Origin of the sequence: Microvirga pudoricolor (assembly GCF_016892705.1) — a bacterium.
GTDB lineage: Bacteria > Pseudomonadota > Alphaproteobacteria > Rhizobiales > Beijerinckiaceae > Microvirga > Microvirga pudoricolor.
In genome coordinates this window covers 227,501-248,513 of sequence record NZ_JAFEMB010000003.1, presented here as the reverse complement: position 1 = coordinate 248,513, position 21,013 = coordinate 227,501, and the positions used below count along the sequence as shown (strand labels likewise).

The 21,013-nt window shown below is 64.5% G+C and carries 17 protein-coding genes (1 of these 17 only partly in view); 3 read left to right on the top strand and 14 right to left on the bottom strand.

Translation table 11 applies throughout. The annotated features are described in order from the left end of the window. Nucleotides 1-20: 20 nt before the first annotated feature. From eda to ILT42_RS12785, 3 genes are all read right to left on the bottom strand, one after another. Nucleotides 21-668: a bifunctional 4-hydroxy-2-oxoglutarate aldolase/2-dehydro-3-deoxy-phosphogluconate aldolase gene (gene eda / locus ILT42_RS12795; RefSeq protein WP_204215998.1), complete on the bottom strand. Its 648-nt coding sequence runs from the start codon at nucleotides 666-668 to the stop codon at nucleotides 21-23. A 33-nt stretch (nucleotides 669-701) separates the two neighbouring features. Continuing rightward, on the bottom strand, nucleotides 702-2,873 hold the full coding sequence (locus ILT42_RS12790) for a TRAP transporter permease (protein WP_204215997.1): 2,172 nt from the start codon (nucleotides 2,871-2,873) through the stop codon (nucleotides 702-704). Nucleotides 2,874-2,944: 71 nt separating this feature from the next. Continuing rightward, nucleotides 2,945-3,928: a TAXI family TRAP transporter solute-binding subunit gene (locus ILT42_RS12785; RefSeq protein WP_204215996.1), complete on the bottom strand. Its 984-nt coding sequence runs from the start codon at nucleotides 3,926-3,928 to the stop codon at nucleotides 2,945-2,947. A 298-nt stretch (nucleotides 3,929-4,226) separates the two neighbouring features. Between ILT42_RS12785 and ILT42_RS12780 the strand changes: the two genes are divergently transcribed. Continuing rightward, nucleotides 4,227-4,466 carry a hypothetical protein gene (locus ILT42_RS12780; protein WP_204215995.1) on the top strand — a complete coding sequence of 80 codons (240 nt, stop codon included), beginning with the start codon at nucleotides 4,227-4,229 and terminating at the stop codon, nucleotides 4,464-4,466. 356 nt (nucleotides 4,467-4,822) lie between these two features. Here ILT42_RS12780 and ILT42_RS12775 read toward each other — a convergent pair whose 3' ends face one another. The 8 genes from ILT42_RS12775 to ILT42_RS12740 all read right to left on the bottom strand — a co-directional run bounded on the left by ILT42_RS12775 (nucleotide 4,823) and on the right by ILT42_RS12740 (nucleotide 12,366). After that, nucleotides 4,823-5,032 carry a hypothetical protein gene (locus tag ILT42_RS12775; RefSeq protein ID WP_204215994.1) on the bottom strand — a complete coding sequence of 70 codons (210 nt, stop codon included), beginning with the start codon at nucleotides 5,030-5,032 and terminating at the stop codon, nucleotides 4,823-4,825. Between the two features lie 373 nt (nucleotides 5,033-5,405). Then, nucleotides 5,406-6,551 carry an alpha-hydroxy acid oxidase gene (locus ILT42_RS12770; RefSeq protein WP_204215993.1) on the bottom strand — a complete coding sequence of 382 codons (1,146 nt, stop codon included), beginning with the start codon at nucleotides 6,549-6,551 and terminating at the stop codon, nucleotides 5,406-5,408. A 105-nt stretch (nucleotides 6,552-6,656) separates the two neighbouring features. Next, nucleotides 6,657-7,820: an ABC transporter substrate-binding protein gene (locus ILT42_RS12765; protein WP_204215992.1), complete on the bottom strand. Its 1,164-nt coding sequence runs from the start codon at nucleotides 7,818-7,820 to the stop codon at nucleotides 6,657-6,659. A gap of 65 nt (nucleotides 7,821-7,885) precedes the next feature. After that, nucleotides 7,886-8,701: an ABC transporter ATP-binding protein gene (locus ILT42_RS12760; protein ID WP_204215991.1), complete on the bottom strand. Its 816-nt coding sequence runs from the start codon at nucleotides 8,699-8,701 to the stop codon at nucleotides 7,886-7,888. Continuing rightward, nucleotides 8,698-9,465, bottom strand: a complete 768-nt coding sequence (locus tag ILT42_RS12755; protein ID WP_204215990.1) for an ABC transporter ATP-binding protein — start codon at nucleotides 9,463-9,465, stop codon at nucleotides 8,698-8,700. The genes ILT42_RS12760 and ILT42_RS12755 overlap by 4 nt, the downstream gene beginning before the upstream one ends. Further along, nucleotides 9,462-10,430: a branched-chain amino acid ABC transporter permease gene (locus ILT42_RS12750; protein ID WP_204215989.1), complete on the bottom strand. Its 969-nt coding sequence runs from the start codon at nucleotides 10,428-10,430 to the stop codon at nucleotides 9,462-9,464. The genes ILT42_RS12755 and ILT42_RS12750 overlap by 4 nt, the downstream gene beginning before the upstream one ends. Next, nucleotides 10,430-11,272, bottom strand: coding sequence for a branched-chain amino acid ABC transporter permease (locus ILT42_RS12745; protein WP_204215988.1), 843 nt, complete (start codon nucleotides 11,270-11,272; stop codon nucleotides 10,430-10,432). The genes ILT42_RS12750 and ILT42_RS12745 overlap by 1 nt, the downstream gene beginning before the upstream one ends. A 329-nt stretch (nucleotides 11,273-11,601) precedes the next feature. After that, on the bottom strand, nucleotides 11,602-12,366 hold the full coding sequence (locus ILT42_RS12740; protein ID WP_204215987.1) for an enoyl-CoA hydratase/isomerase family protein: 765 nt from the start codon (nucleotides 12,364-12,366) through the stop codon (nucleotides 11,602-11,604). Between the two features lie 320 nt (nucleotides 12,367-12,686). On the opposite strand from ILT42_RS12740, the gene ILT42_RS12735 reads away from it, so the two are divergent. Next, entirely contained in the window at nucleotides 12,687-13,781 is a 1,095-nt protein-coding gene (locus ILT42_RS12735; RefSeq protein ID WP_204215986.1) for a TRAP transporter substrate-binding protein, read from the top strand. 268 nt (nucleotides 13,782-14,049) lie between these two features. Continuing rightward, nucleotides 14,050-15,957, top strand: a complete 1,908-nt coding sequence (locus ILT42_RS12730) for a flavin-containing monooxygenase (protein ID WP_204215985.1) — start codon at nucleotides 14,050-14,052, stop codon at nucleotides 15,955-15,957. Nucleotides 15,958-15,971: 14 nt separating this feature from the next. Here ILT42_RS12730 and ILT42_RS12725 read toward each other — a convergent pair whose 3' ends face one another. The 3 genes from ILT42_RS12725 to ILT42_RS12715 all read right to left on the bottom strand — a co-directional run. After that, the gene (locus ILT42_RS12725; RefSeq protein WP_204215984.1) at nucleotides 15,972-16,523 is read right to left on the bottom strand and encodes a TetR/AcrR family transcriptional regulator; all 552 of its coding nucleotides are present in this window, start codon (nucleotides 16,521-16,523) and stop codon (nucleotides 15,972-15,974) included. A gap of 259 nt (nucleotides 16,524-16,782) precedes the next feature. Then, nucleotides 16,783-17,556 carry an SDR family NAD(P)-dependent oxidoreductase gene (locus ILT42_RS12720; RefSeq protein WP_204215983.1) on the bottom strand — a complete coding sequence of 258 codons (774 nt, stop codon included), beginning with the start codon at nucleotides 17,554-17,556 and terminating at the stop codon, nucleotides 16,783-16,785. A gap of 41 nt (nucleotides 17,557-17,597) precedes the next feature. Beyond that, a protein-coding gene (locus tag ILT42_RS12715; protein ID WP_204215982.1) for an indolepyruvate ferredoxin oxidoreductase family protein crosses the window boundary here: on the bottom strand, nucleotides 17,598-21,013 show its 3' portion. It continues 13 nt past the right edge of the window; only the last 3,416 of its 3,429 coding nucleotides appear in the window; its start codon lies off the right edge, out of view — the gene reads right to left on this strand; the stop codon is at nucleotides 17,598-17,600.

Below are 21,013 nucleotides of genomic sequence, written 5' to 3'. Positions count from 1 at the left end.
CGGGACTTGGGCGGATTGGTTCAATCCCGCCGTGGGCGCAAAGCCGCAGCTTCACGCGCCAAGGTGCCGATGGTCTTGAAATCGCCCGCCTTCAGGGCGGCCTGCGGGGCCATCCAGGTGCCGCCGACGCACAGGACATTCGATAGGGCCAGAAGGCTCGGCGCATTGGCGAGATCCACACCGCCCGTCGGGCAGAAACCGAGCTTCGGCAGCGGTCCCTGCACGCCCTTGAGCCAGGCGGCGCCGCCGGACGCCATGGCGGGGAAGAATTTCAGAGCCTCGAAGCCGAGGCTCGATAGCCCCATGGCCTCGGACACCGTCGAGCAGCCCGGCATGACGGGGATCGGAGCTTCCGCCAAGGCCTCGGCGAGGCGCAGAGGCGTGCCGGGCGTCACGATGAACTTGGCGCCGGCGTCCGCCACTTCCTTGATCTGAGAGGGATGAAGGACTGTGCCGGCGGCCACCACCGCGTCCGGCACGGCCTTAGCGATGGCCGCAATGGCGTCGAGGGCTGCGGGCGTGCGAAGGGTCACCTCCACGACCGGAAGCCCCGCCTCGACCAGGGTCTGCGCCAGGTCGATGCTGAGCCGCGCATCCTCGATGGTCACGACCGGGATCACGGGGGCGAGCCTGGCATAGCCTCGAAGCGTCTCGGTCTTGTTCATCATGATGTCCTCGTGTGGTGGCGACCGCCGTCAACGTCAGGCGGGCGCCAGTGTTCGCGCCGTGCGGGCCCGCGAGAGCTGTGAGACCACGACAGGCGCCGCGAGGGCAAGCCCGATCAAGGTCGAAATCAGCTCAGGGGCGATGATCGGCAGGGCGGCAATGCCCGCCAGCCACCGCTCCCAAGCCCGCAAGGGCGCCAGGGCATAGCCCGCGAAGGCGGCCGACAGCAAGACGATTCCGGCCATGGCGCAGAAGGTCACGAACAGGAAGCTTGGCCAGGTGAATTCCGGCGTGACGATGAGCATGGCGGGACCGTAGACGAACACAAACGGCACCAGGACCTTGCCGAGCCCGAGGCGGAAGGCCGTGTTGCCGGTCTTGAACGGATCGGCCCCCGCCATGCTGGCCCCCGCATAGGCCGCCAGCGCCACCGGCGGCGTGATGTCCGCCAGCACGCCGTAATAGAACACGAAGAAATGGGCCACGATGGGCGCAACGCCGAGAAGGCCGAGTGCTGGCGCCGCCACAGTCACCATGATGATGTAGTTCGCGGTCGTCGGAACGCCGCATCCGAGCAGGATGCACACGACCGCCGTCATCAGCAGGGTGAAGAACAGGGTCAGGCCCTTGGCGCCGGCCAGCCACGCGGGCAGGAACGCTCCGACCGTCTCGGCCAGTTGCGCCGCGAAGGACGTTACGATGAACGAGATCTTGAAGCCGACGCCCGTGAGCGTGACGATGCCGACGATGATGCCCACCGTCGCGGCTGCGGCACCGACGCTGATGGCGTACTTGGCGCCCACCACGAAGGCGTCGATGAGGTCGATCACCTTGGCCTTGCCTTCGTCCGTGCGGATCCAAGTGTAAACCAGCAGCGCCCCGACGAAGAGAAGCGCCGGCACCGAGAAGGCGAGGTTCGTGAGGAATCCCGTCGCGATGGCAATCGCGATCGCGGCCAGGAAGCCCAGATTGATCGCCGGCACGCGGGTTGCGCCGACGACCACGCAGGCCGTGATGCCCCAGAAGGCCGCCAGATAAGGCGTGAACCCGGAGAACAGCACCATCAGGAGCACGGCCAGGGGCATGATGGTCTGCCAGCCCTCGCGCAGAACCTGGGCGGGCTTCGGCAATTCATCCGCCGGAAGCCCCTTGAGGCCGGCCCGCTTGGCCTCGAAATGCACCTGCATGAAGACGCCGAAGAAGTGCATGCAGGCCGGCACGATGGCGGCCAGGATGACGGTCTGGTAGGATACGTTCAGAAACTCGACCATCAGGAACGCGGCCGCGCCCATGATCGGCGGCGTGATCTGCCCGCCCGTGGAGGCGGCCGACTCGACCGCCGCCGCGAAGTGACGCTTGTAGCCCACGCGGATCATCGCCGGGATCGTGAGCGATCCCACCGTGACCGTGTTGGCGATGGACGAGCCCGAGATCATGCCGAACAGGGCCGAGCCGAAGATCGAGACCTTCGCGGGCCCGCCCGCGTAACGCCCCGCAACGGCGGTGGCGAGATCGATGAAGAGCTTGCCGAGACCCACCCGCGTGGCCAGCACGCCGAACAGCACGTAGTGAAACACGTAGGTGGCGACGACGCCCAAGGCGATGCCGTAGATGCCCTGGCTCGTCAGGTAGAGGTGGTTGACGATGTTGGACCAGGATGCGCCGGGATGCTGCAGGATCCCCGGCATGGACGGGCCGAAATAGGCATAGAGCATCATCACGATGGCGATGACCGGCAGCGGCCAGCCGACCGACCGGCGCGTGGCCTCCAGCAGCACGACGATCAGGGCCGTTCCCATGGCCACGTCCGTCACGCTGGGATTGCCGACCCGAAAGGCGAGCTCGCTGAAGATCCACGGTACGTAAAGGCTGGAGACGACCGCGGCCGCTCCCAGGATCCAATCCGGCAGGGCGATGCCGCCCGGGCGCCAGAGAGAGGACGGGATGACGCGGTCCTGGTCCGCCTTGAACGCGGCGAAGACCAGGAAGATCAGGCCCAGCACGAAGGCCATGTGGATGCCGCGGTGGGTGACCTCCCGCAACAGGCCGAACCCCGCCGTATAGTAGTGGAACATCGACAGGGCGAAGAGCAGGCCCGCCACGAGCCACGCGGTCCCCGGCAGGAGAGGCCGGAAGCGCATCTCGGGATCGAATTTCTCCTCGAGGCTGCGGTTCTCGACGATGACGGACGGATCGGCTTGGGACATGGAGGTCTCGCTCAGCAACAAAGAGCCTCCCACGGCGCACCGTGGGAGGCATGATCGACGGTGGACAGGGATCAGCTCTTGAGGAGACCGGCTTCGCGATAGAACTTGGCGGCGCCGTTGTGAACCGGGATGCCGGCGCCCGCCAGCGCGTTCGCCTTGACGATGGCCTTGCCCTTGGCGTGACCGGCATCGAGCGCGGCGCGGGTCTTGTCGCTCCAGAGGCCCTTGACCACCTCGTACACCACCGCGTCCGGCACCTTGGCGGACGTGATCCACTGCGCACCGACCGCGAGAGTCTTGGCGGCGCCGACATTCTTGTAGGTGTTCGCCGGAATTTCATCGGCCGCGAAGAATGTGTACTGTTTCAGGATCGCGTCCGCCTCCGGCCCCGTCAGCGGCACGATATCGACGCCTCCGCCGGTCGCGGCCAGTTCCGTGATCGCGCTGGTCGGATAGCCGCCGACGAAGAAGAACGCGTCCATGCCGCCGTCACGCATCCGCTCCGCGGCCTGGTTCGGCTTGAGGAAATCCGCCTTGACGTCACTCTCCTTGAGGCCCCAGGCGTTCAGGATGATGCGGGAATCCACGAGGGTGCCGGAGCCCGGCTCGTCCATGGAGACGCGCTTGCCCTTGAGGTCGGCCACCGATTTGATGTTGGCGGATTTCGCCGCCACGAGATGGATGCTCTCGGGATAGAGGTTCGCGACGAGGCGCAGATCCTCCATCTTGCCCTTGCCGTCGAACAGCCCGGTGCCGGTATAGGCCCAGTAGGCCACATCAGCCTGACTGAAGCCGGATTCCAGAGCGCCGGACACGATGGAATTCACGTTGGCGACCGAACCATTGGAGGCCTGCGCCGTCAGGACGAGCTGCGGCGGATTGGAGATCGCATTCGCCAGCAGGCCGCCGACGGGATAATAGGTGCCCGCCGTGCCGCCGGTGCCGATGCGGAAGAAGGCCGGCGCCTGGGCGTGAGCGCCGCGTCCCAGGGCAGCGCCGGCCGTCAGGCCAAGTCCGAGCGCGGCGAATTGGCGGCGATTGAGTGTCATCGACATTGTGGGTCCCTCTGAAAGTCGAACCGCTTCTGGCGGCTTGACCGGAGTGTAACCAAAAATCAGAGCTCGTCCACGAAGCCCACGGCGTTCACCGGCAGTGAGACATGTCCCTGTGCGCAAGCCGGGCCAATCGACCGGCATCGCGACGAGGGCCGGAACGCCACTGCGCCCGCTCACCGGTCTCAGTTTAAATTTTTTCTAATTATACAGTAAAAACAATTACTTGCCTTCTGTCTCCAGGCTTCTTAGGCCTGATGACCGAGGGGCTGTGGAATCAGCCGCAACCAGGAGCATGCCCGTGAGCCCGATCCTGCCTGCAGACGTCATCGCCGCCATCGGCCCCGCCGACCCGCTGATCGTGAACGAGATCGTGCAGACCCGGGCGAGCTGGCGGGAGTGGCAACAGGCCATGCGGATCACAAGCGCGTCCGAGGCCTGTCATCGTCAGCAAGGCGGCCAGCTCAACGGGCGTCTCAAGCGCCTGATCGATTTGTTGTCCGTGGTTAACGGACGGGGTCGTGGGGACGGTGAACCATGACAGGCGATGACCGACTGCAAGCCAGCCCGACGGCAGAGCAGACTCAGTCTTTCCTGGAAGAAGCCTTGTTGACGGCCTTTTGCCAAGCTCTCCGGAATTCCGGCCTCCCGACCATGGAGGTTCTCCAGCTTTCCGCTATGGCCCTTGGGAGCGTCTATCGGGATGTGGCCGCAGCCCATGATCGGGGTGGCTGCCCCTGCGGATGGAAGCCGGCTCCAAAAGCGGACGTCGCGACGCTGCAGGAAGCCCTGGCTCGCGCGCACTCGACTCGGCTCACGCCGGATCTGGCGCGCATGCCGGTCGCAGGGCGGGCATGAGGGGCCGGTCTGGGCCCCTCGCCCCGAATCGCCGGGCGATCACTCGGCCGGAAGCTGGTCGGGCGAGAAATGTCCGCACCAATCCTCGGCAGCCACCACCGGCCAGAGCCCATGGCCTTCGGGATTGGGCTGGCTGACCGGCGGGTTGAAGCGGCACAAGCCCGCATCGTCCTTGGACGCGGCGCCGTTGACCTTGTGGTCGTCGTAAAAGCGGCAGCTTGCGCAGGCTGCGCTCGAGCTCATGGGCATGGGTGTCTCCTTCGCGGGGCGCTCCCGTCCGGGAGCCGAACGGGGCTATATTAGAATTCGTCTAAACAAGGAATCAAGCCCTCAAGTCCCGGAAGGTTCCGAATTCGGGTGGAGTGGCGTGCATGTGCTGTGCTTTGGCGAGTTCGGGACGAGACGGCCTCGAATGCCTCAATCTTCACAACCTTCGAGCCCGAGGAGACCGAGCCTGGCGCCGAGGCTGTGCGTTCCCGGCTCTCCGAGCGAGGGGGTTCAATCCGCCCTCCAGGGCATCAGACTTGCGATGTAATCCGACAAGGCCCTGGCGCGGGACAGCACGGGTTCTTCCGCGAGGCGGCCAGGGGCTACTGGGGAGGCCCGCGAGGCCGGCGGCGGCTCAGGCGCTCCAGATATGGGACCGTGCGATCTGATCGACGGCCGAGCAGCCCATATGGATCATCGTGTTCTCGAGTTCCGCCGACAGGATGCCGATCAGTCGCTCCGGCCCGCGCTCGGCACCGAGCGCCGCGATACTGTAGAGAAAGGGGCGGCCGATCAGGACGAAATCGGCGCCCAGGGCCAGCGCCCGGGCGATATCGTCACCGGAGCGGACGCCGCTATCGAACAGGACCTTGAGGCGGTCGCCGACCGCGTCACGGACACGCGGCAGCATTTCGATGGAAGCCGGCGCCGCATCGAGCTGTCGGCCGCCATGGTTGGACACGACGACGCCTTCCGCTCCCAGGTCGGCTGCGCGCACCGCATCCGCCGGGTTGAGAACGCCCTTCACCACGAGGGTGCCCCGCCAACGCTTGCGGATCCGCTCCAATTCGGCCCAGTCGAAGCGCGGGGACGAGACCCGGCGGGCGATCTGGGAGGCGTGCGGCTTTTCCCTCTCGTCCTTGAAGTAGGGGGCGATCGTTTCCAGCTTGGGAACGCCACCCGTCAGCATCTGGAGAAGCCAGCGCGGCCGGAACGCCGTGTCGGCGATGACGGCGGGAGACGGCCGCAGCGGGAGCGTGAGGCCGTTCACGAGATCGCGCACACGCTTTCCGGGCGCGGGCACGTCCACGGTCACCAGAAGAACCGTGATGCCCGCCCGCTCGGCCCTGGCGATCAGATCGTCCGTGATCGCCGGATCCTCGCCGACATAGAGCTGGAACCACGCGTGGCCCGGCACGGCCTTCGCGATCGTCTCGATGGACGTCGTGCCGGCCGTCGATAGTGCATAAGGAATCTGGGCCTTCCAGGCGGCCCGGGCCAGCGCCTCGTCGGTTCCGGCGCGCACCAGATTGGCGAGCCCGACGGGAGCGACTCCGAAAGGGGCCGCATACGTCACGCCGAAGAGCGTGCGCTGCATCGTGCACGAGGTGCAGTTGTTGAGGGCCTCCGGGAGCAGCCGCACCGCATCGAGCGCGCGACGGTTGCGCCCGAGGGTGTCCTCCCCGCCTGCTCCCCCCTCCACGTAGTCGAAGACCATGCGGGGCAGAAAGCGCTTCGCCTTGGCGCGGAGATGCTCGGACGTATGGCAGGCTGCTGGCATCGGTCGGTCACGTCATGCGGTCTGAGGCGGAGCCTGCGTCGCAGGCTCCGGAAGAACGAGCGCCCCTGTCAGGATACGGTCCGACACGGGCGCTCCGGGGCCCATCTATTTCACCGTCTTGAACTTGCCGTTCTCGACGACGACGCTCACGAGGGCTTCCGCCGGCGCGCCGTCATGATCCTCCGCGCTGAAGCAGATCTCGCCCTCGGAATAGACCTTCACGCCGCACAGGCTTTCCAGGTTCTTCCGCAAGGCCTCGCCCTTGGCCATCGGGTCCTTCTTCAGGGCTTCCACGAGGACCAGGAGAGCGCTGGAGGCGATCGGTTCACCCACGCCGATCGGCGGCTTGCCGCCTTCGGTCAGGACCTTGCCCAGCCGGGCGAGCCCCGGAGACGGATCGTCCCAGTTGGCGAGAAGGACCGCCCGCAGGCCGTTGCCGGCAGGACCGGCGCCGTCCAGAAAAGCCTTCTGGCCGAGGCCCACGCCGCCCCACAGGCTCGCCTTGAGGCCAACCTGATTGGAGGCTCGGGCGAAGGCGGCCGCGAGAACCGGCGAGGACGTCACGATGGCGACGGCATCCGGGTTGGCGTTGCGCAGCTTGGTGGCCTGGGAGGCGACATCGGTCGCATTCGTCGGCGAGGCCGCCGTCGCAACGACCTTCATGCCCAGTTCGGGCGCCAGCCGCTCGATCACCTTGGCGCCCTCCTGACCGTAGGCGTCCTCCTGATAGAACAGGGCAATCGATTTCGCACCGCTCGCCGCCGCCTGTTCGGTCATCGTCTTCAGGATGTCGTTGTCGCCGACGACGACACGGAAGATCCACGGGAAGAACGCATGCTGCTTCGAGGTCGTGGTGGCCGTCGAATTCGGCGAGATCAGAGGAACGTTGTTCCGGGCCAGGATCGGAGCGGCTGCGAGCGCGCCGCTGCCGGTGCTGCCGCCCAGGATGGCGACGACGCCATGCTGCTGGATCAACTGCGTCGCGCCGCGGGCGGCCTCGATGGGATTGCTCGCCTCATCGTAATTGACGACCTGAAGCGGATGACCGTCGATGCCGCCTTCCTTGTTGATGTTGTTGATGAGGATGTCGACGGTATCCCGTTCGGCGATGCCGAACGGCGCCGCCGGCCCCGTTAGGCTCCAGAGACTTCCGATCTTGATCGGCGCCTTCGTCTGCGCCCATCCGGCCCCCGTGGCGGCGAGGAGCGAGGCGCCGGCGATCCAGGAGAGTTTCGTCCAGTATCCGAAGGACCTTTTGCTGCGGGTCATGTTTTCCTCCCAACGGTTGTTTCGATAAGTCAGCGCTGCGGTCTCTTGGCGAACCGCTTCATGTCTCAGGGAACCACGGACGGGTCTTCGCTCCCGTCCAGGTCCTTCGGGAAATAGCGTTCGACGATCCGGTCGGCATTGTGCAGTTCGTGCCCCTCACCTGCTCCGACCAACCGTCCTCCCGCCAGGACGAGATAGCGATGGGCGACCCGCGCCGCGAAGCGGATGTTCTGTTCGGCCAGAAGGATCGGAAGCCCCGACTGGGACAGGGACTTGAACGTCGTCTCGAGAATATCGAACACCGCGGGCGCGAGCCCCTGCGTCGGCTCGTCGAGCAACAGTGCTTTCGGCTTGCGCGCCACCGCCATGGCGATGGCCAGCATCTGCTGCTCGCCGCCGCTCAGCATGCCGGCATCGGTCGAGAGACGCGTCTTGAGAATGGGAAAGAGTTCGAAAACTCTGTCACGCATCCGCGCGCGGTCCCCGTGCGGGAGCGCGTGAAGAACAAGCTGGAGGTTCTCCTCAACCGACAGAACGGGAAAAATGTTGCCGCGGATCTCGGGGACGAAGGCCAGTCCGCGCCGCGCCCTCAGGTGCGCCGGCAGCGATTCCAGATCTTCCCCGGACAGCTTGACGGAACCTTGCCCGGACACGGTCCCGGCCAGTGCCCCGAGAAGGCTGCTTTTCCCCGCTCCGTTGGGACCCAGAACGGCGACGATCTCGCCCGGCATCGTCGCGAGAGAAATATCGAAGCAAACCTGAATCGGGCCATAGCGCGCCGACAGATCCGTGCACGTCAAAGGTGCCGCAGGAGCGAAGTTCTGCACGGCGACCGCCTGCCGAAACGGCGCGGATGACGGGAGTGCGATGACCTGATTCATGCGGCATGGCTCCCGAGATAGGTCTGAAGGAAGACGGGATTGCTCCGGACGGTCGCGACATCGCCTTCGAGAAGAACCTTCCCCCTGTCCAGCACCGTCACGTGCCGGCACAATTCGCCGACGAGTCCGAAATTGTGCTCGACCAGCAGGACGCCGACGCCATCCGCGGCCAGCAGGCGGATCGCGGCGGCCAAGCGCCGCTGCTCCAGCAGGGAAAGGCCGGCGGCCGGCTCGTCGAGCAGCAGGTAACGGGGTTCGGACGCCATGGCCCGGGCCACGTCGACGAGCCGGACCTGGCCCATCGGGAGTTCGCCCAGCGGAACGTCCGCCACCTCGATCAGACCCAGCCTCTCCATGATGGCGCGGCACGACGCGCGCATCTGCGCTTCCTCGCGTCTTTGTCCCGGCAGATGCAGCATCGCGCCGAGGAGGGATTGCCGCGCTTTCGTTTGGAAGCCGCACAGGATCGCGGCCTCGACAGGCAGAACCGGATCGACACGCGGGGTTTGAAACGTGCGGGCCAATCCCTGGCGGACGAGCGTCTCGGGCGGCACACCGACGGCATCCTGGCCATCGATCCGGATCTCGCCCGAGGCCGGACGGACGAGGCCAGAGACCGCGTTGAACAGGGTGCTCTTGCCGGAACCGTTCGGCCCGATCACGCCGACGATATCTCGAGGCTGAACGTTCAGCGAAACGTCGCTGAGGGCTGTCACGCCTCCGAAGCGGACCGTGACGGACGAAACGACGATCCCTCGATTCATGACGCCACCTTTCCGGGCACCGCGCCGGCCGACACAGCGCCACGGCGAACCGCCGGGGATCTGCGCCTGAAGCGCGTGAAACCCAGCAGGCCGCTCGGAGCGACGACGAGCGTCAGAATGAGAGCCGCGCCATAGAACATGCCGCGGGATTCCTGTCCCGGCAGGAACTCGTAGAAGAAGCTGAGCACCACCGCTCCGGCGACCGGGCCGAGGATCACTCCGGCCCCGCCGACGACGGCCATCAGGATGGCGTTGATCGACACCGGGATGCCGAACAGGTCGGGACTGATGAAGCTCAGCTGATGCGCATAGAGCCAGCCTGCGAGGCCCGCCATGCCGGCCCCGAGGGTGAAGACCAGGGATTGCAGGCGGGTTACGTTGGTACCGTCGGCGACCGCGCGCATGGGATCGTGCCGCACCGTGTTGATCGCCCGTCCCCAGGCGGAGTTCATGAGGTTCGCATAGAGGAAGACGACGACCACGACGGCGAACCAGGCGATGAGATTGAAGGTGACCGGCGTTTGGGCATCGAAAAGCGGCGGTATGCCCGACAGGCCGATATAGCCGCCCGTGAGGTCGCCGCCCCCACGCAGCAGGATCTCGACGATCGTCGCGAACATGAGCGTGGCGATGGCGAGGACGAGAGGCGAGAGAGGCGAGACCAGCCTTGCCAAGGGCAGCGCGACGAGGGCCGGCAGAAGCACAGACACCGGCAAGGTGAGAAAGGGCGAGATCCCATATCGCGCCGTCAGGATGCCGGTCGCGTAGGCTCCCATGGACGCGAAGGCCCCTTGAGCGACGGACAGGATCCCGGCTTGGCCGTACGTGATGCCGACCGACAAGGCGAGCAGGGAGTAGATGGCGATCAGCGTCGAGGTCCCAAGCCACGCGGCGTTGGACCCCATGCCGATGGCGGCCAGGACGGCCAGCACCAGGACGATGAGAGCGGACCATTTCTCGATCATCAGGCTCGTCCCCCGCTGAACGTACGGCTCGTTCCCTGCAAGATCAGGATGCCGAAAATGAAGAAGAGGGGCACCACCGTGGCCACGTGGCTCGGCAGATATCCGTTGCTGAGGGACTCGACCACGCCGATGGCGATGCCGCCGAGAAATGCCCGCAAGGGACTTTTCAGCCCGAAGATGATGGCGGCGCCGAAGCCCGAAAGCGCGAGGTGCATGCCCGACGAGTAGCTCAGGCCCGACGTGTAGAGGTGGAGAACGCCGGCGATGCCGGCCAGTAGCCCGGCGAACACGAAGGTCGAGGCGCGCATGATATGCACGGGAATTCCCGCAAGCGTCGCGCCTCGGGGGTTGATGGCGCTGGCGCGCATCATCCGGCCGACGGGCGTCGCGTAGAGCAATCCGAAGGTCACGGCCAGGACCACGAGCGCCGCCGCGAGATTCACGCCTGCCTGCGGCGAAACCCGCGTGCCCAGGATGTCCCAGTAATCCGTGAAAGGCTGGCGGACATAGGGCTGCTCGCCGAACGTGCTCAGGACGAAGGACTCGAGAAAGATCGCGAAGCCGAAACTGGCGAGCACAAGCGTCAGGTGATCGCTGCGGCGGTTGTGATCCAGGAGGCGGGAGACGAGGCCGACGAGACTTGCGGCGAGAACGGCGCTGAGGATTCCGGCAACCATGCCCAGCGGTCCGCCGACCACGAAGCAGACGAGGCCTGCCAGAACCGCGTAGGCGCCGAGCGCGAAGTCGACCGTGCCGGTGGCGATGAAGAGAAGGCTCAGCGGCAACGCGAGAAGACCGTAGCTCACGCCGACGACGATGCCGAGAATGATGAAATCAACCACTCAGGACTCCCTCCCCTCTGATCTTGTCTTGTTGGGCCTTGTCGGCCTGGATCCTGCGGCTTTCTTTTGTCGCTCGCGGATCCGGAGCCCCTTGGCGATGGCGTCGCACGTGAGGCTTCCTGACAACGCAGCCTATAGGACGGCAGACCGATGTCAATAGAATTTCGACTTATGACTCAGCGATCATATTTTTGGTGTTCGGGCAGAAAATGGCCTTCGGGCGAGTGTCCTGGCCGGCGACGACGTCGCCGAAATGGCGCGCCCGAGTTCCATTTTCGTCGAAGCACTCGGGAGTTCCACCGGCGCGCTGGGTCCGCGGCATATGGTGATCATTCGTCCGGAAATACCGGCTGCCTCTTTGCAAGAAACGCCTCGATCCCGATCCTTGGGTGACCGCTTCCCCGAACCTGGGCGACCATTTCGCGCTCGGCCGCCTCCCTCTCTCGATAAGCCTCCACGCGGTGCAGCATCGCCGCCTTCTTGGCGGCGCGGACGGCCACCGGACTGTTGCGCGCGATGCTTCCCGCAAAGTCCATCGCTGCGGCGCGGAAGCCCTGTGACGGCAGCACCGAACTCACCAATCCGATCCGCTCAGCCTCCTGGGCGCCAATCAGGCGGCCGGACAGCAGAAGATCCATGGCGTGAGCCTGCCCGATCTGGTCGGCGAGCTTCATGGCAGCGCCGCCCGACGGCATGATGCCCCAACGGACCTCGGGCAGCCCAAGCCGCGCGGTTTCACTCGCCAGGCGGATGTCCGCCCCAAGCGCGATCTCCAAGCCGCCGGCGACACAGACGCCGTTGATGGCGGCGATGACCGGCATCGGCACGTAAAGGGTCTTGAGGAACGCGGCCGCGATGAGGTCGTCGATTCCGGGCTCCGACGCCAGGTCTGCCGACAGATCCGCGCCCGAGCAGAACGCTTCCTCGCCCGCCCCGGTGACGACGACGACTCGCACGGACCGATCGGCTGCCAAGCGTGACCAGAGACCCGCCAATCCGGTGAACATATCGAGCGTCAGGGCATTCCGGCGGGCCGGATTGGACAATGTGACCGTGGCGATCCCTGCAGAGGAAAGGTCGCATTCGATGGACATGGATCCGCACCGTGGTTCGAGGTACGTCAGGACACCGCCTTAGGGGACTGGGCTCGAGGCGATCGAAGCGGGTCAGGGCCATCGGACGGTCCGGCGCAACGTGCGAGCCCCAGGCCCGGCATTAGATGCTTGACGGGACAGCCGTTGGAAGACAATATGAACGAAGACTCATAAATCATCAATAGCGCAGAGACGCTCAATCGAGTCGACGCCATCTGGACGCTCAAACGTTCATGATCCCAACGCCTAGGAGAAGACTGCCATGTCTTTGAGGCTGTCCTCCCAGGATCGAAGGTGTAGATCAGCGGAGGAAACAGAACATGAAGCGCAGGGATTTCCTGAAATCGGCGGCAACCGGCATGGTCGCAACGGGCACGCTCGCGGCCCCCGCCATCGCTCAGTCCATGCCCGAGGTCAAATGGCGGCTGAGTTCCGCGTTTCCCAAGTCCCTCGACATTCTCTACAGCACGGGCGAAACGCTTGCGCGGCACGTGGCCGAGGCGACGGACGGCAAGTTCCAAATCCAGTCCTTCGCGGCCGGCGAGATCGTGGGCACCATGCAGGCCCTGGACGCGATCAGCAGCGGCACGGTCGAGATGACCCACACCTCATCCTATTACTACAACGGCAAGAGCCCCGTCTTCGCGCTCATCACCTCCGTCCCCTTCGGCATGAATGCCCGGCAGCAGAACGCCTGGATGAACCAGGGCGGCGGCATCGACATGTGCAACAAGTTCCTTGAGAAATACAATGTCTATGCTCTGCCCGGGGGCCATACGGGAACGCAGATGGGCGGGTGGTTTCGACGGGAGATCAATTCGATTGACGACTTGCGCGGCTTGAAGTTCCGCGTGGCCGGGATGGCCGGTCAGATCCTGTCGACCCTTGGGGTCGTCCCGCAACAGCTTCCGCCGGCTGACATCTATCCGGCCCTCGAGCGTGGCTCCATCGATGCCGTCGAGTTCTCGGGGCCCTATGACGACGAGAAGCTCGGCTTCGTCAAGGTCGCGCCGTATTACTACTATCCGGGCTTCTGGGAAGGTGGTCCCACAACCCACTTCATGTTCAATCTGCAAAAGTGGAACGAACTCCCCAAGGCATACCGCGCAGCCCTGCGGGACGCCGCCGCCTATGCCAACACGGACATGACGGCGAAGTACGATACCCGCAACCCGGCGGCCCTGCGCAAGCTGATCGGCGCCGGCGCACAGCTCCGGCCCTTCAAGCCGGAGATCATGGAGGCATCCTTCAAGGCGGCCAATACGTTCTACGATGAGCTTTGCACGAAGGACCCCGAGTTCAAGGCCATGTGGGAATCCTACAGCGCGTTCCGCAATGAAGAGTATGTGTGGTTCCAGGTCGCCGAATACAGCTACGACAGCTTCATGATCCGGATGATGCGCTCCAGAAGTTGATCTTATCCGCACGATGGCGGGCTCGGCCTAAGGGCCGGGTCTCCTCGATGGATGCCGGCCAAACCGGTCTCCTCTCGGCGCGTGGTCGCCTGGCGGGTCGTATCGCATCAGCGGACGCGATCATGCCTCGCTAAAAACTTGACTGGTGATTCATAGATCGTTATTTGAATACCATCATGTCTGAGAGCGGCCTGCGCTGCCGGGCCGTCTCAGCAGGCTTCCTCGGAACCACCGGTACGCAACTTTCATCCGCTCGCGGGTCATGCTCATGAACCTTCAATACGCCTCCTTTCGCACGCGTCTCGAAGCCTCCCTGGCAGGTGCGGACATGCGCGTGCTTCTGATGGTTCTCGTGCACATGACGGGCAATCTCCGTTGGCTGGAATCGCCCTATCGGCCCAAGCGGGACGTCAGCCTAATTCCAGATCCCTCCGCAGGCCTTCCGGTCAGCATCCAAGATGAGATCCGTCACGCGGTCGCGGACGTTTTCTCTCCGCCGTTCCCGCGCCCCGTCATCTCGGATCCCGGCAACGATCTCATGCGGAGGATGATGAGCACTTGTCTGGGGGAAACCGTGCCGGACGAGTATGCGCCGCTCATTCGCGAGGAGATGAATCTCATCTCGCGGCTCCCTGAGTGGAAGAGCGGCCGGCCGGAAGCCGCGTCATCGACCCACGTGCTGATCGTCGGTGCGGGCGTGTGCGGCATCGCGCTGGCGGTGGGGCTGAAGAATGCCGGGATTCCGTACACGATCATCGAGAAGAGACCGGATGTCGGCGGCACCTGGAGCACCAATCGCTATCCCGGATGCGGCGTCGATACGCCCAACCACTCCTACTCGTTCTCCTTTGCCCAGAAGAATCCGTGGACCCGCTATTTCTCCCAGCGCGAGGAAATTCACGACTATCTTCGAAGGGTGGCGGACGACTTCGCCATCCTGCCGAATATCCGCCTGGAGACCGAGTTCCTGTCATCATCGTGGGACGAGAAGGCGGGCTGCTGGATCTCGTTCATTCGGTCGGGGGGCGAAATCGAACGGGTCGAGTCGCGGATCCTGATTACGGCCATCGGCCAGCTCAGCGAGCCGTCGACGCCGAAGATCGAAGGAGCGGAAGACTTTCAAGGCCAATTGTTTCACAGCGCGAACTGGCCCGATGATCTCTCGGTCGATGGAAAGCGGATCGCGGTGATCGGCACCGGTGCGACGGCCATGCAGCTCGTTCCCACGGTGGCCGATCGCGTCGCTTCCATAACCGTCTATCAGAGGACACCGCAATGGGCCCGGCCGATCGCCGGCTACGCCGATCCGATCAGCGAGGCGAACAGGTGGCTTCTGGAGAAGCTCCCGTTCTATGCGGAATGGTTCCGCTTCAACATGTTCTGGCGATACGGCGATGGACTTCTCCCACTGCTGCGGAAGGATGCGTCCTGGACCAACCCGGACCGCTCGGTGAACAGGGCCAACGACCGCCACCGCGAGGAGATGATCGCCTTCATCCGCTCGGAGCTCGCCGACAGGCCCGATCTGGTCGAGAAATGCATCCCGGATTATCCGCCTTATGGAAAGCGCATCCTGCTGGACAACGGTTGGTACCGGGCCCTGATGAAGCGCAGCGTCGACCTCGTCACCACACCGATCGATCATATCACGTCGGACGGGATCGTGACGAATGACGGCGTCTCGCGACCGGCGGACGTCATCGTGTATTCGACCGGCTTCCGCGTCGACGAGATGGCCGGGCGGCTCGATATCCGCGGTCGGGACGGCGTGCCGCTGCGGGATGCCTGGAAGCAACAGAACCCGACGGCCTATCTTGGCCTCACCGTTCCGGGCTTCCCGAACTTCTTCTGCATGCTCGGGCCGAATTCAGGCCCTGGCCACGGCGGAAGCGTCATCTTTCAAGCCGAGTGCCAGACGCGTTACATCGCAAGCAGCCTGCTGCAGATGATCGAGAACGACATCGGCGCCATGGAGGTTCGGCAGGACGTTCATGACGCCTACGTGAAAAGCGTCGATGACGAGCATGAGCAGCTCATCTGGACCCATCCTGGGATGTCGACCTACTATCGCAACGGTCTTGGACGCGTTTTCTCCGTCATGCCGTGGCGCTTCGTGGATTATTGGGCGATGACCCATGACCCGAACCTGGAGGACTATCACGTTCGGCGCGCATGAGGCGGGAGCGGTCCCTAGCGATAGATCCCGCCTTTGACGACGGTCATGTAGGCATCGACAACCCACTCGGGAAGGCTGATGGAGCCTTTGCCACGCCGCGCGAAGCGCATGCAGAGATAGTGTCGCGCGCCCATGAGCATTTGAGCGATGGCTTCGAGCTCGCGCTTGTCCGCAACCTTCAGCTCGCCACGGTCCAGCGCTCTTTCGAGAACGCGCACGTAGCCGCGCGCGACGGATTCGTTGTGCCGCTGATAGGCCTCGGGAGCGAAAACCTCGGCCTCGTACAGGATGCGGTAGAAGTCGGGATTGATCTTGAGAAACTCGAAGAACGCGCGAAAGCTTTTCTCCTCCCGCTCGATCTCCGAATGCGCGTCGCTCGACGCGTCCTTGATGAAGGCCAGCATAGCCTGCCCGATCGTCGGCAGGAGCTGATCCAGAAGATCCTGTTGCGACTCGAAATAATTGTAGAACGTTCCCTGCGCGACCGACGCCTGAGCAGTGATCATCGCCACCTGAGCATTCGAATATCCATGCTCTCCCACTACCTTCGCGGCGGCGGTGAACAAGGCATCCCGGATCTGTTCTTTCTTTTGTGCTCGCGTCAGCTTGGGGCGCCTGGCAACAGGAAGGTCCGCGTCTTTGACCGGTTTCGGAGCTGCCGCTCGCGCCTTCTTGGCTTCCTTCAGCAAGAGATCGATCCTGTGCTTTGTAGCAGAATGTGACTATAGCAGTTTCAGCAACATCCTTGCAACCGGCTTACCCCGGAGGGTCGCGGGACCCGATCGCAGCAATTCGGACGGGCTCCGCGCTCCCGGCTCTGGCGCGTCATCGAGCGGCCGGAACGCCGTTGAAGCTCAACCAATTGATCCCGCACAGCCAACCGGCATCCACCGGAATATCGATGCCGGTGATGCCCCGCGCCATGTCGGAGACGAGAAACGCAGCCGTGTCGGCGATCTCGTCCGGCTCGACCCACCGTCCCAGAGCGGTCTGGTTCGAGAGGGTGTCGGTGTCCCAGTTCCGAACCTTGATGAGTTCCTTCAAACGCGGTGTCAGCGTGAAGCCGGGTGAGATCGAGTTGACGCGAACCCCGGAGCGTCCCCATTCCGCCGCAAGCCCTTTGGTCAGGCTCATCACGGCGGCTTTGGAAGCCGCGTAGGAATGCGTGGGCCATGATCGGTGCCCGGCAACCGACGAGATCGTCACGATGCTGCCGCCGCCCAGAGCCGCCATCCTGGCACCGGCGAACTTGCAGAACAGCCACGTCCCTCGGGTGTTCACCGCCTGGACTTGATCCCAATGATCCTGCTCGAACTCTTCCGGCGAGAACGCCCGCTCCTGAATGATGCCCGCACACATGACCATCGCGCGGAGCGGTCCGACATCGGAATCGACCTTGTCGACGCACGACCTCACGTCGGCCTCGGAGGTCACGTCGCAAGCGAGTCCGATGCCACCGATCTCGTCCGCGACCTTGACGGCTGCGTCCTCGTTCACGTCGCAGACGACGACCTTATGGGTTTCGGCGAGCCGTCTGGCGCAGGCTTCGCCGATCCCTCCGGCTCCACCCGTGACCAATGCGATCGGTTTCGTATCCACTTCGGCAACTCCCTAAGCTGCTGGTTTCCGGCAGGCTTCTGTTATTCGGCGGCCCTGGCGTAGGCCGTTTGGCGAAACTCATCTAGGAGCCGAACCTGTCTCTCGCGCACCTGATGAACGGCCTTGTCCTTGACATGTCCGTAGCCGCGAATGTCCTGGGGCAGAGAGGCGATCGCCACAGCGGCGTGATGGTTCTCGGATGTCAGCTCCTTGAGAACCTGTCCGATGGTTTCGCGGTAATCGGCGATCAGCGCGCGCTCCATCTTCCGCTCCGCCGTGTGACCGAACGGATCGACAAAGGTGCCCCGCACACGACGGAAACGGGCCAGCATCTTGAAGGCAGGGAAGATCCAGGGACCGTAGCCGCGCTTCTTGAGCTCACCCGTGCGCTTGTCGCGCCGCGCGAAAACGGGTGGGGCCAGAAGGAACTCGAGCTTGTAGTCTCCCGTAAACTTCGCCTTGATCTCCCGCTCGAACTCTCCGCTGGTGTAGAGCCGGGCGACCTCGTACTCGTCCTTGTAGGTCATGAGCTTGGCGAGACTTTCGGCCACCGCCATCGTCAGCGCTGTGGAGCCGGGAAGACGTTGTTGCTCGACGCGGCGAACACTCTCCACGAACTCACGGTAGCTGCGTGCATAGGCCTTGTCCTGGTAGTCGGTCAGAAAGGCCTCTCGGTGGGCCAACAGGGCTGGAAGGTCCGGAGGCTGAACGGCGGGCGCCTCGGCAACAGGTTCGGACAGTGCCGCCCTGCGCCCGGCCCTGAAGGCGGCCTTGTTGAGCGCTACGCCCACGCCGTTGAGTTCGAAGGCCCGTTCGATGGCCTCTTCCGAGATCGGAATGAGGCCTCGCTGATAGGCCATTCCGAGCAGATAGGTATTGGTGCCGATCGTATCCCCGACGCTTTCCATGGCCCGGCGCGTCGCGTCGACATAGGTCACGTTGGCCGCACCCGATGCCGCCTCGATCCGCCCACGCAAGGCCGGCGCCGGGAATGCGAGATCACGGTTGCGCGCGAAATCTCCGGGCATCGCTTCGTTCGTGTTGGCCAGCACGATGGTCCGATCATATCCGATGGTGGAGATCGGCTCATGGGACGCCAGGGCGAGGATATCGCAGCCCAGCACGACATCCGCCGTACCGACAGGGATCCGCGCGGCCCGAACGTCGGACGGGGATGCCGCGACGCGCACATGGGACGTGACCGCTCCGCCCTTCTGAGCCAGTCCCATCATGTCGAGGGTTGCGCAGCCCTTACCCTCCAGGTGGGCCGCCATCCCGAGGATCGCCGCCAGCGTGATGACGCCTGTGCCGCCGACGCCCGCCAGCACGATGTTGTAGGGCTGATCCAGATCGCGGGGCGTCGGCCGGGGAAGGTCCGGACCGTCGTCCCGCTTCGCGACTTCCTTCTTGCGCAGTTCGCCGCCATGCACCGTGACGAAGCTGGGACAGAAGCCGTCCGTGCACGAAAAGTCCTTGTTGCAGGAATACTGGTCGATCTCGCGCTTGCGGCCGAGGGCAGTCTCTCGGGGGAGCACCGAGACGCAGTTCGATTTCACGCTGCAGTCGCCGCACCCTTCGCACACGAGATGGTTGATGAAGGCCCGTTTCGGCGGATCGGCCAGTTGGCCTCTCTTGCGCAGGCGCCGCTTCTCGGTGGCGCACATCTGATCGTAGATGAGCACGGTGACGCCCTTGACGTCCCGCAGCGCGCGCTGAACCTCGTCGAGGTCGTCGCGGTGGCGGATGTCGACGCCGTCGGGCATCGGCTCCGAACCATGGCGAGAGGGTTCGTCCGTCACGAGAACGACCTTGCGGGCCCCCTCGGCGAGAACCTGCCTGGCGATGACGGCCGGCGAGAGCGCGAAATCGTGCGGCTGTCCGCCCGTCATGGCCACGACGCCGTTATAGAGGATCTTGTAGGTGATGTTGACGTCGGCCGCGACCGTCGCGCGAATGGCCAGGAGACCGGAATGCGTATAGGTCCCGTCGCCCAGGTTCTGGAAGACATGGTCGCGGTTGCTGAACGGTGCCTCGCCGATCCAGTTGACGCCATCGGCCCCCATCTGGGTGTAGCCGACGCTTCCCCGGTCCATCCACATGACCATGTAGTTGCAGCCGGTACCGGCGCCGCCTCGGCTGCCCTCGGGCACGACCGTGGACCGGTTGTGAGGGCAGCCGGAGCAGAAGGACGGGCGGCGCTCGAGCGGCATCAGCGGAATGACTTTTCCGGCTTCGCGTCCCTCGAGGGCCTTCAAGGCAGTGCGCAGGGCCGGATCATCCTTGAGGGCCAGGAGAAACCTGGCGATCCAGATCCCGATCTGATTGCTGGCCAGCACGCCCGACGTCGGAAGGATCGACCGGCCCTCTTGGTCCGTCTTGCCGATCACGGAGGGCGCATGGGGAACCCGGAAGAGCAATTCCTTCAGTTGCGTCTCGATGAGCGAACGCTTTTCCTCCACCACGAAGACCGTCTCGAGCCCGTCGCAGAAAGCCCGCGCCCCTTGCGGCTCGAGCGGATAGGGCATGCCGACCTTGTAGATCGCGAGACCCATCGCGGCGGCTCGCTCTTCGGTCAGCCCGAGGTCGTCGAGCGCCTCAAGCACGTCCAGATAGGTCTTTCCCGTCGTGACGATTCCGAAACGCGAGGAAGGCTGCTTCCAGAGCGACCTGTCGATGCCGTTGGCGCGGGCGAAAGCCTTGACCGCATCGAGCTTGTAATGATGAAGCCGAGCTTCCTGCGCCAGCGGAGTGTCGGGATAGCGCAGGCCGAGGCCGCCCGGCGGCATGTCGAAGTCCCCTGGGATCGTCCAGCGCCGGGGCTCCGTTGTGACGTCGATCGAGCCTGCGCTTTCGACGACGTCATGCAGGCATTTCAGCCCTGTCCAGCTGCCGGAATAACGGGACAATGCGATCCCGAAGAGGCCATACTCCATTAGCTCCCCGATATCGGCCGGATTGAGGAGCGGCATCATGAAGTCGACCATCGTGTACTCGGCATTGTGCGTCACGCTGGACGATTCCGCCCTGTGATCGTCGCCGAGGAGGAGGAGAACGCCGCCATGCTTGGAAGATCCGGCCAGATTGCCGTGGCGGAGCGCGTCGCCGGATCGGTCGAGCCCGGCGCCCTTGCCGTACCAGAGGGCGAAGACGCCATCCACCTTGCTGTCGCCGCGCACCTCACCCTGTTGCGACCCCCAAACGGAGGTCATCGCCAAGTCTTCGTTCAAGCCCGGCTGGAAACGGACGTGGTGGTCGGCCAGCAGCGCCTGGGCTTGGCGCAGCTGCACGTCGTAGCTCGCAAGCGGCGAGCCGGGGTATCCGGTGACGAAGCCGGCGGTGTTCAAGCCGGCGGCCGCGTCCATGGCCCGTTGCATCATGGGCAGTCTCACAAGCGCCTGAACACCCGTGAGGAAGACTTGGCCGTCTGCGAGCTTGTATTTGTCGTCAAGTGAAACTT

Bases quoted from the DNA above. Each gene is read 5' to 3' on its own strand.
- eda (WP_204215998.1), bottom strand. From the start codon at position 668: ATGATGAACAAGACCGAGACGCTTCGAGGCTATGCCAGGCTCGCCCCC.
- ILT42_RS12790 (WP_204215997.1), bottom strand. From the start codon at position 2,873: ATGTCCCAAGCCGATCCGTCCGTCATCGTCGAGAACCGCAGCCTCGAG.
- ILT42_RS12785 (WP_204215996.1), bottom strand. From the start codon at position 3,928: ATGTCGATGACACTCAATCGCCGCCAATTCGCCGCGCTCGGACTTGGC.
- ILT42_RS12775 (WP_204215994.1), bottom strand. From the start codon at position 5,032: ATGCCCATGAGCTCGAGCGCAGCCTGCGCAAGCTGCCGCTTTTACGAC.
- ILT42_RS12770 (WP_204215993.1), bottom strand. From the start codon at position 6,551: ATGCCAGCAGCCTGCCATACGTCCGAGCATCTCCGCGCCAAGGCGAAG.
- ILT42_RS12765 (WP_204215992.1), bottom strand. From the start codon at position 7,820: ATGACCCGCAGCAAAAGGTCCTTCGGATACTGGACGAAACTCTCCTGG.
- ILT42_RS12760 (WP_204215991.1), bottom strand. From the start codon at position 8,701: ATGAATCAGGTCATCGCACTCCCGTCATCCGCGCCGTTTCGGCAGGCG.
- ILT42_RS12755 (WP_204215990.1), bottom strand. From the start codon at position 9,465: ATGAATCGAGGGATCGTCGTTTCGTCCGTCACGGTCCGCTTCGGAGGC.
- ILT42_RS12750 (WP_204215989.1), bottom strand. From the start codon at position 10,430: ATGATCGAGAAATGGTCCGCTCTCATCGTCCTGGTGCTGGCCGTCCTG.
- ILT42_RS12740 (WP_204215987.1), bottom strand. From the start codon at position 12,366: ATGTCCATCGAATGCGACCTTTCCTCTGCAGGGATCGCCACGGTCACA.
- ILT42_RS12735 (WP_204215986.1), top strand. From the start codon at position 12,687: ATGAAGCGCAGGGATTTCCTGAAATCGGCGGCAACCGGCATGGTCGCA.
- ILT42_RS12730 (WP_204215985.1), top strand. From the start codon at position 14,050: ATGAACCTTCAATACGCCTCCTTTCGCACGCGTCTCGAAGCCTCCCTG.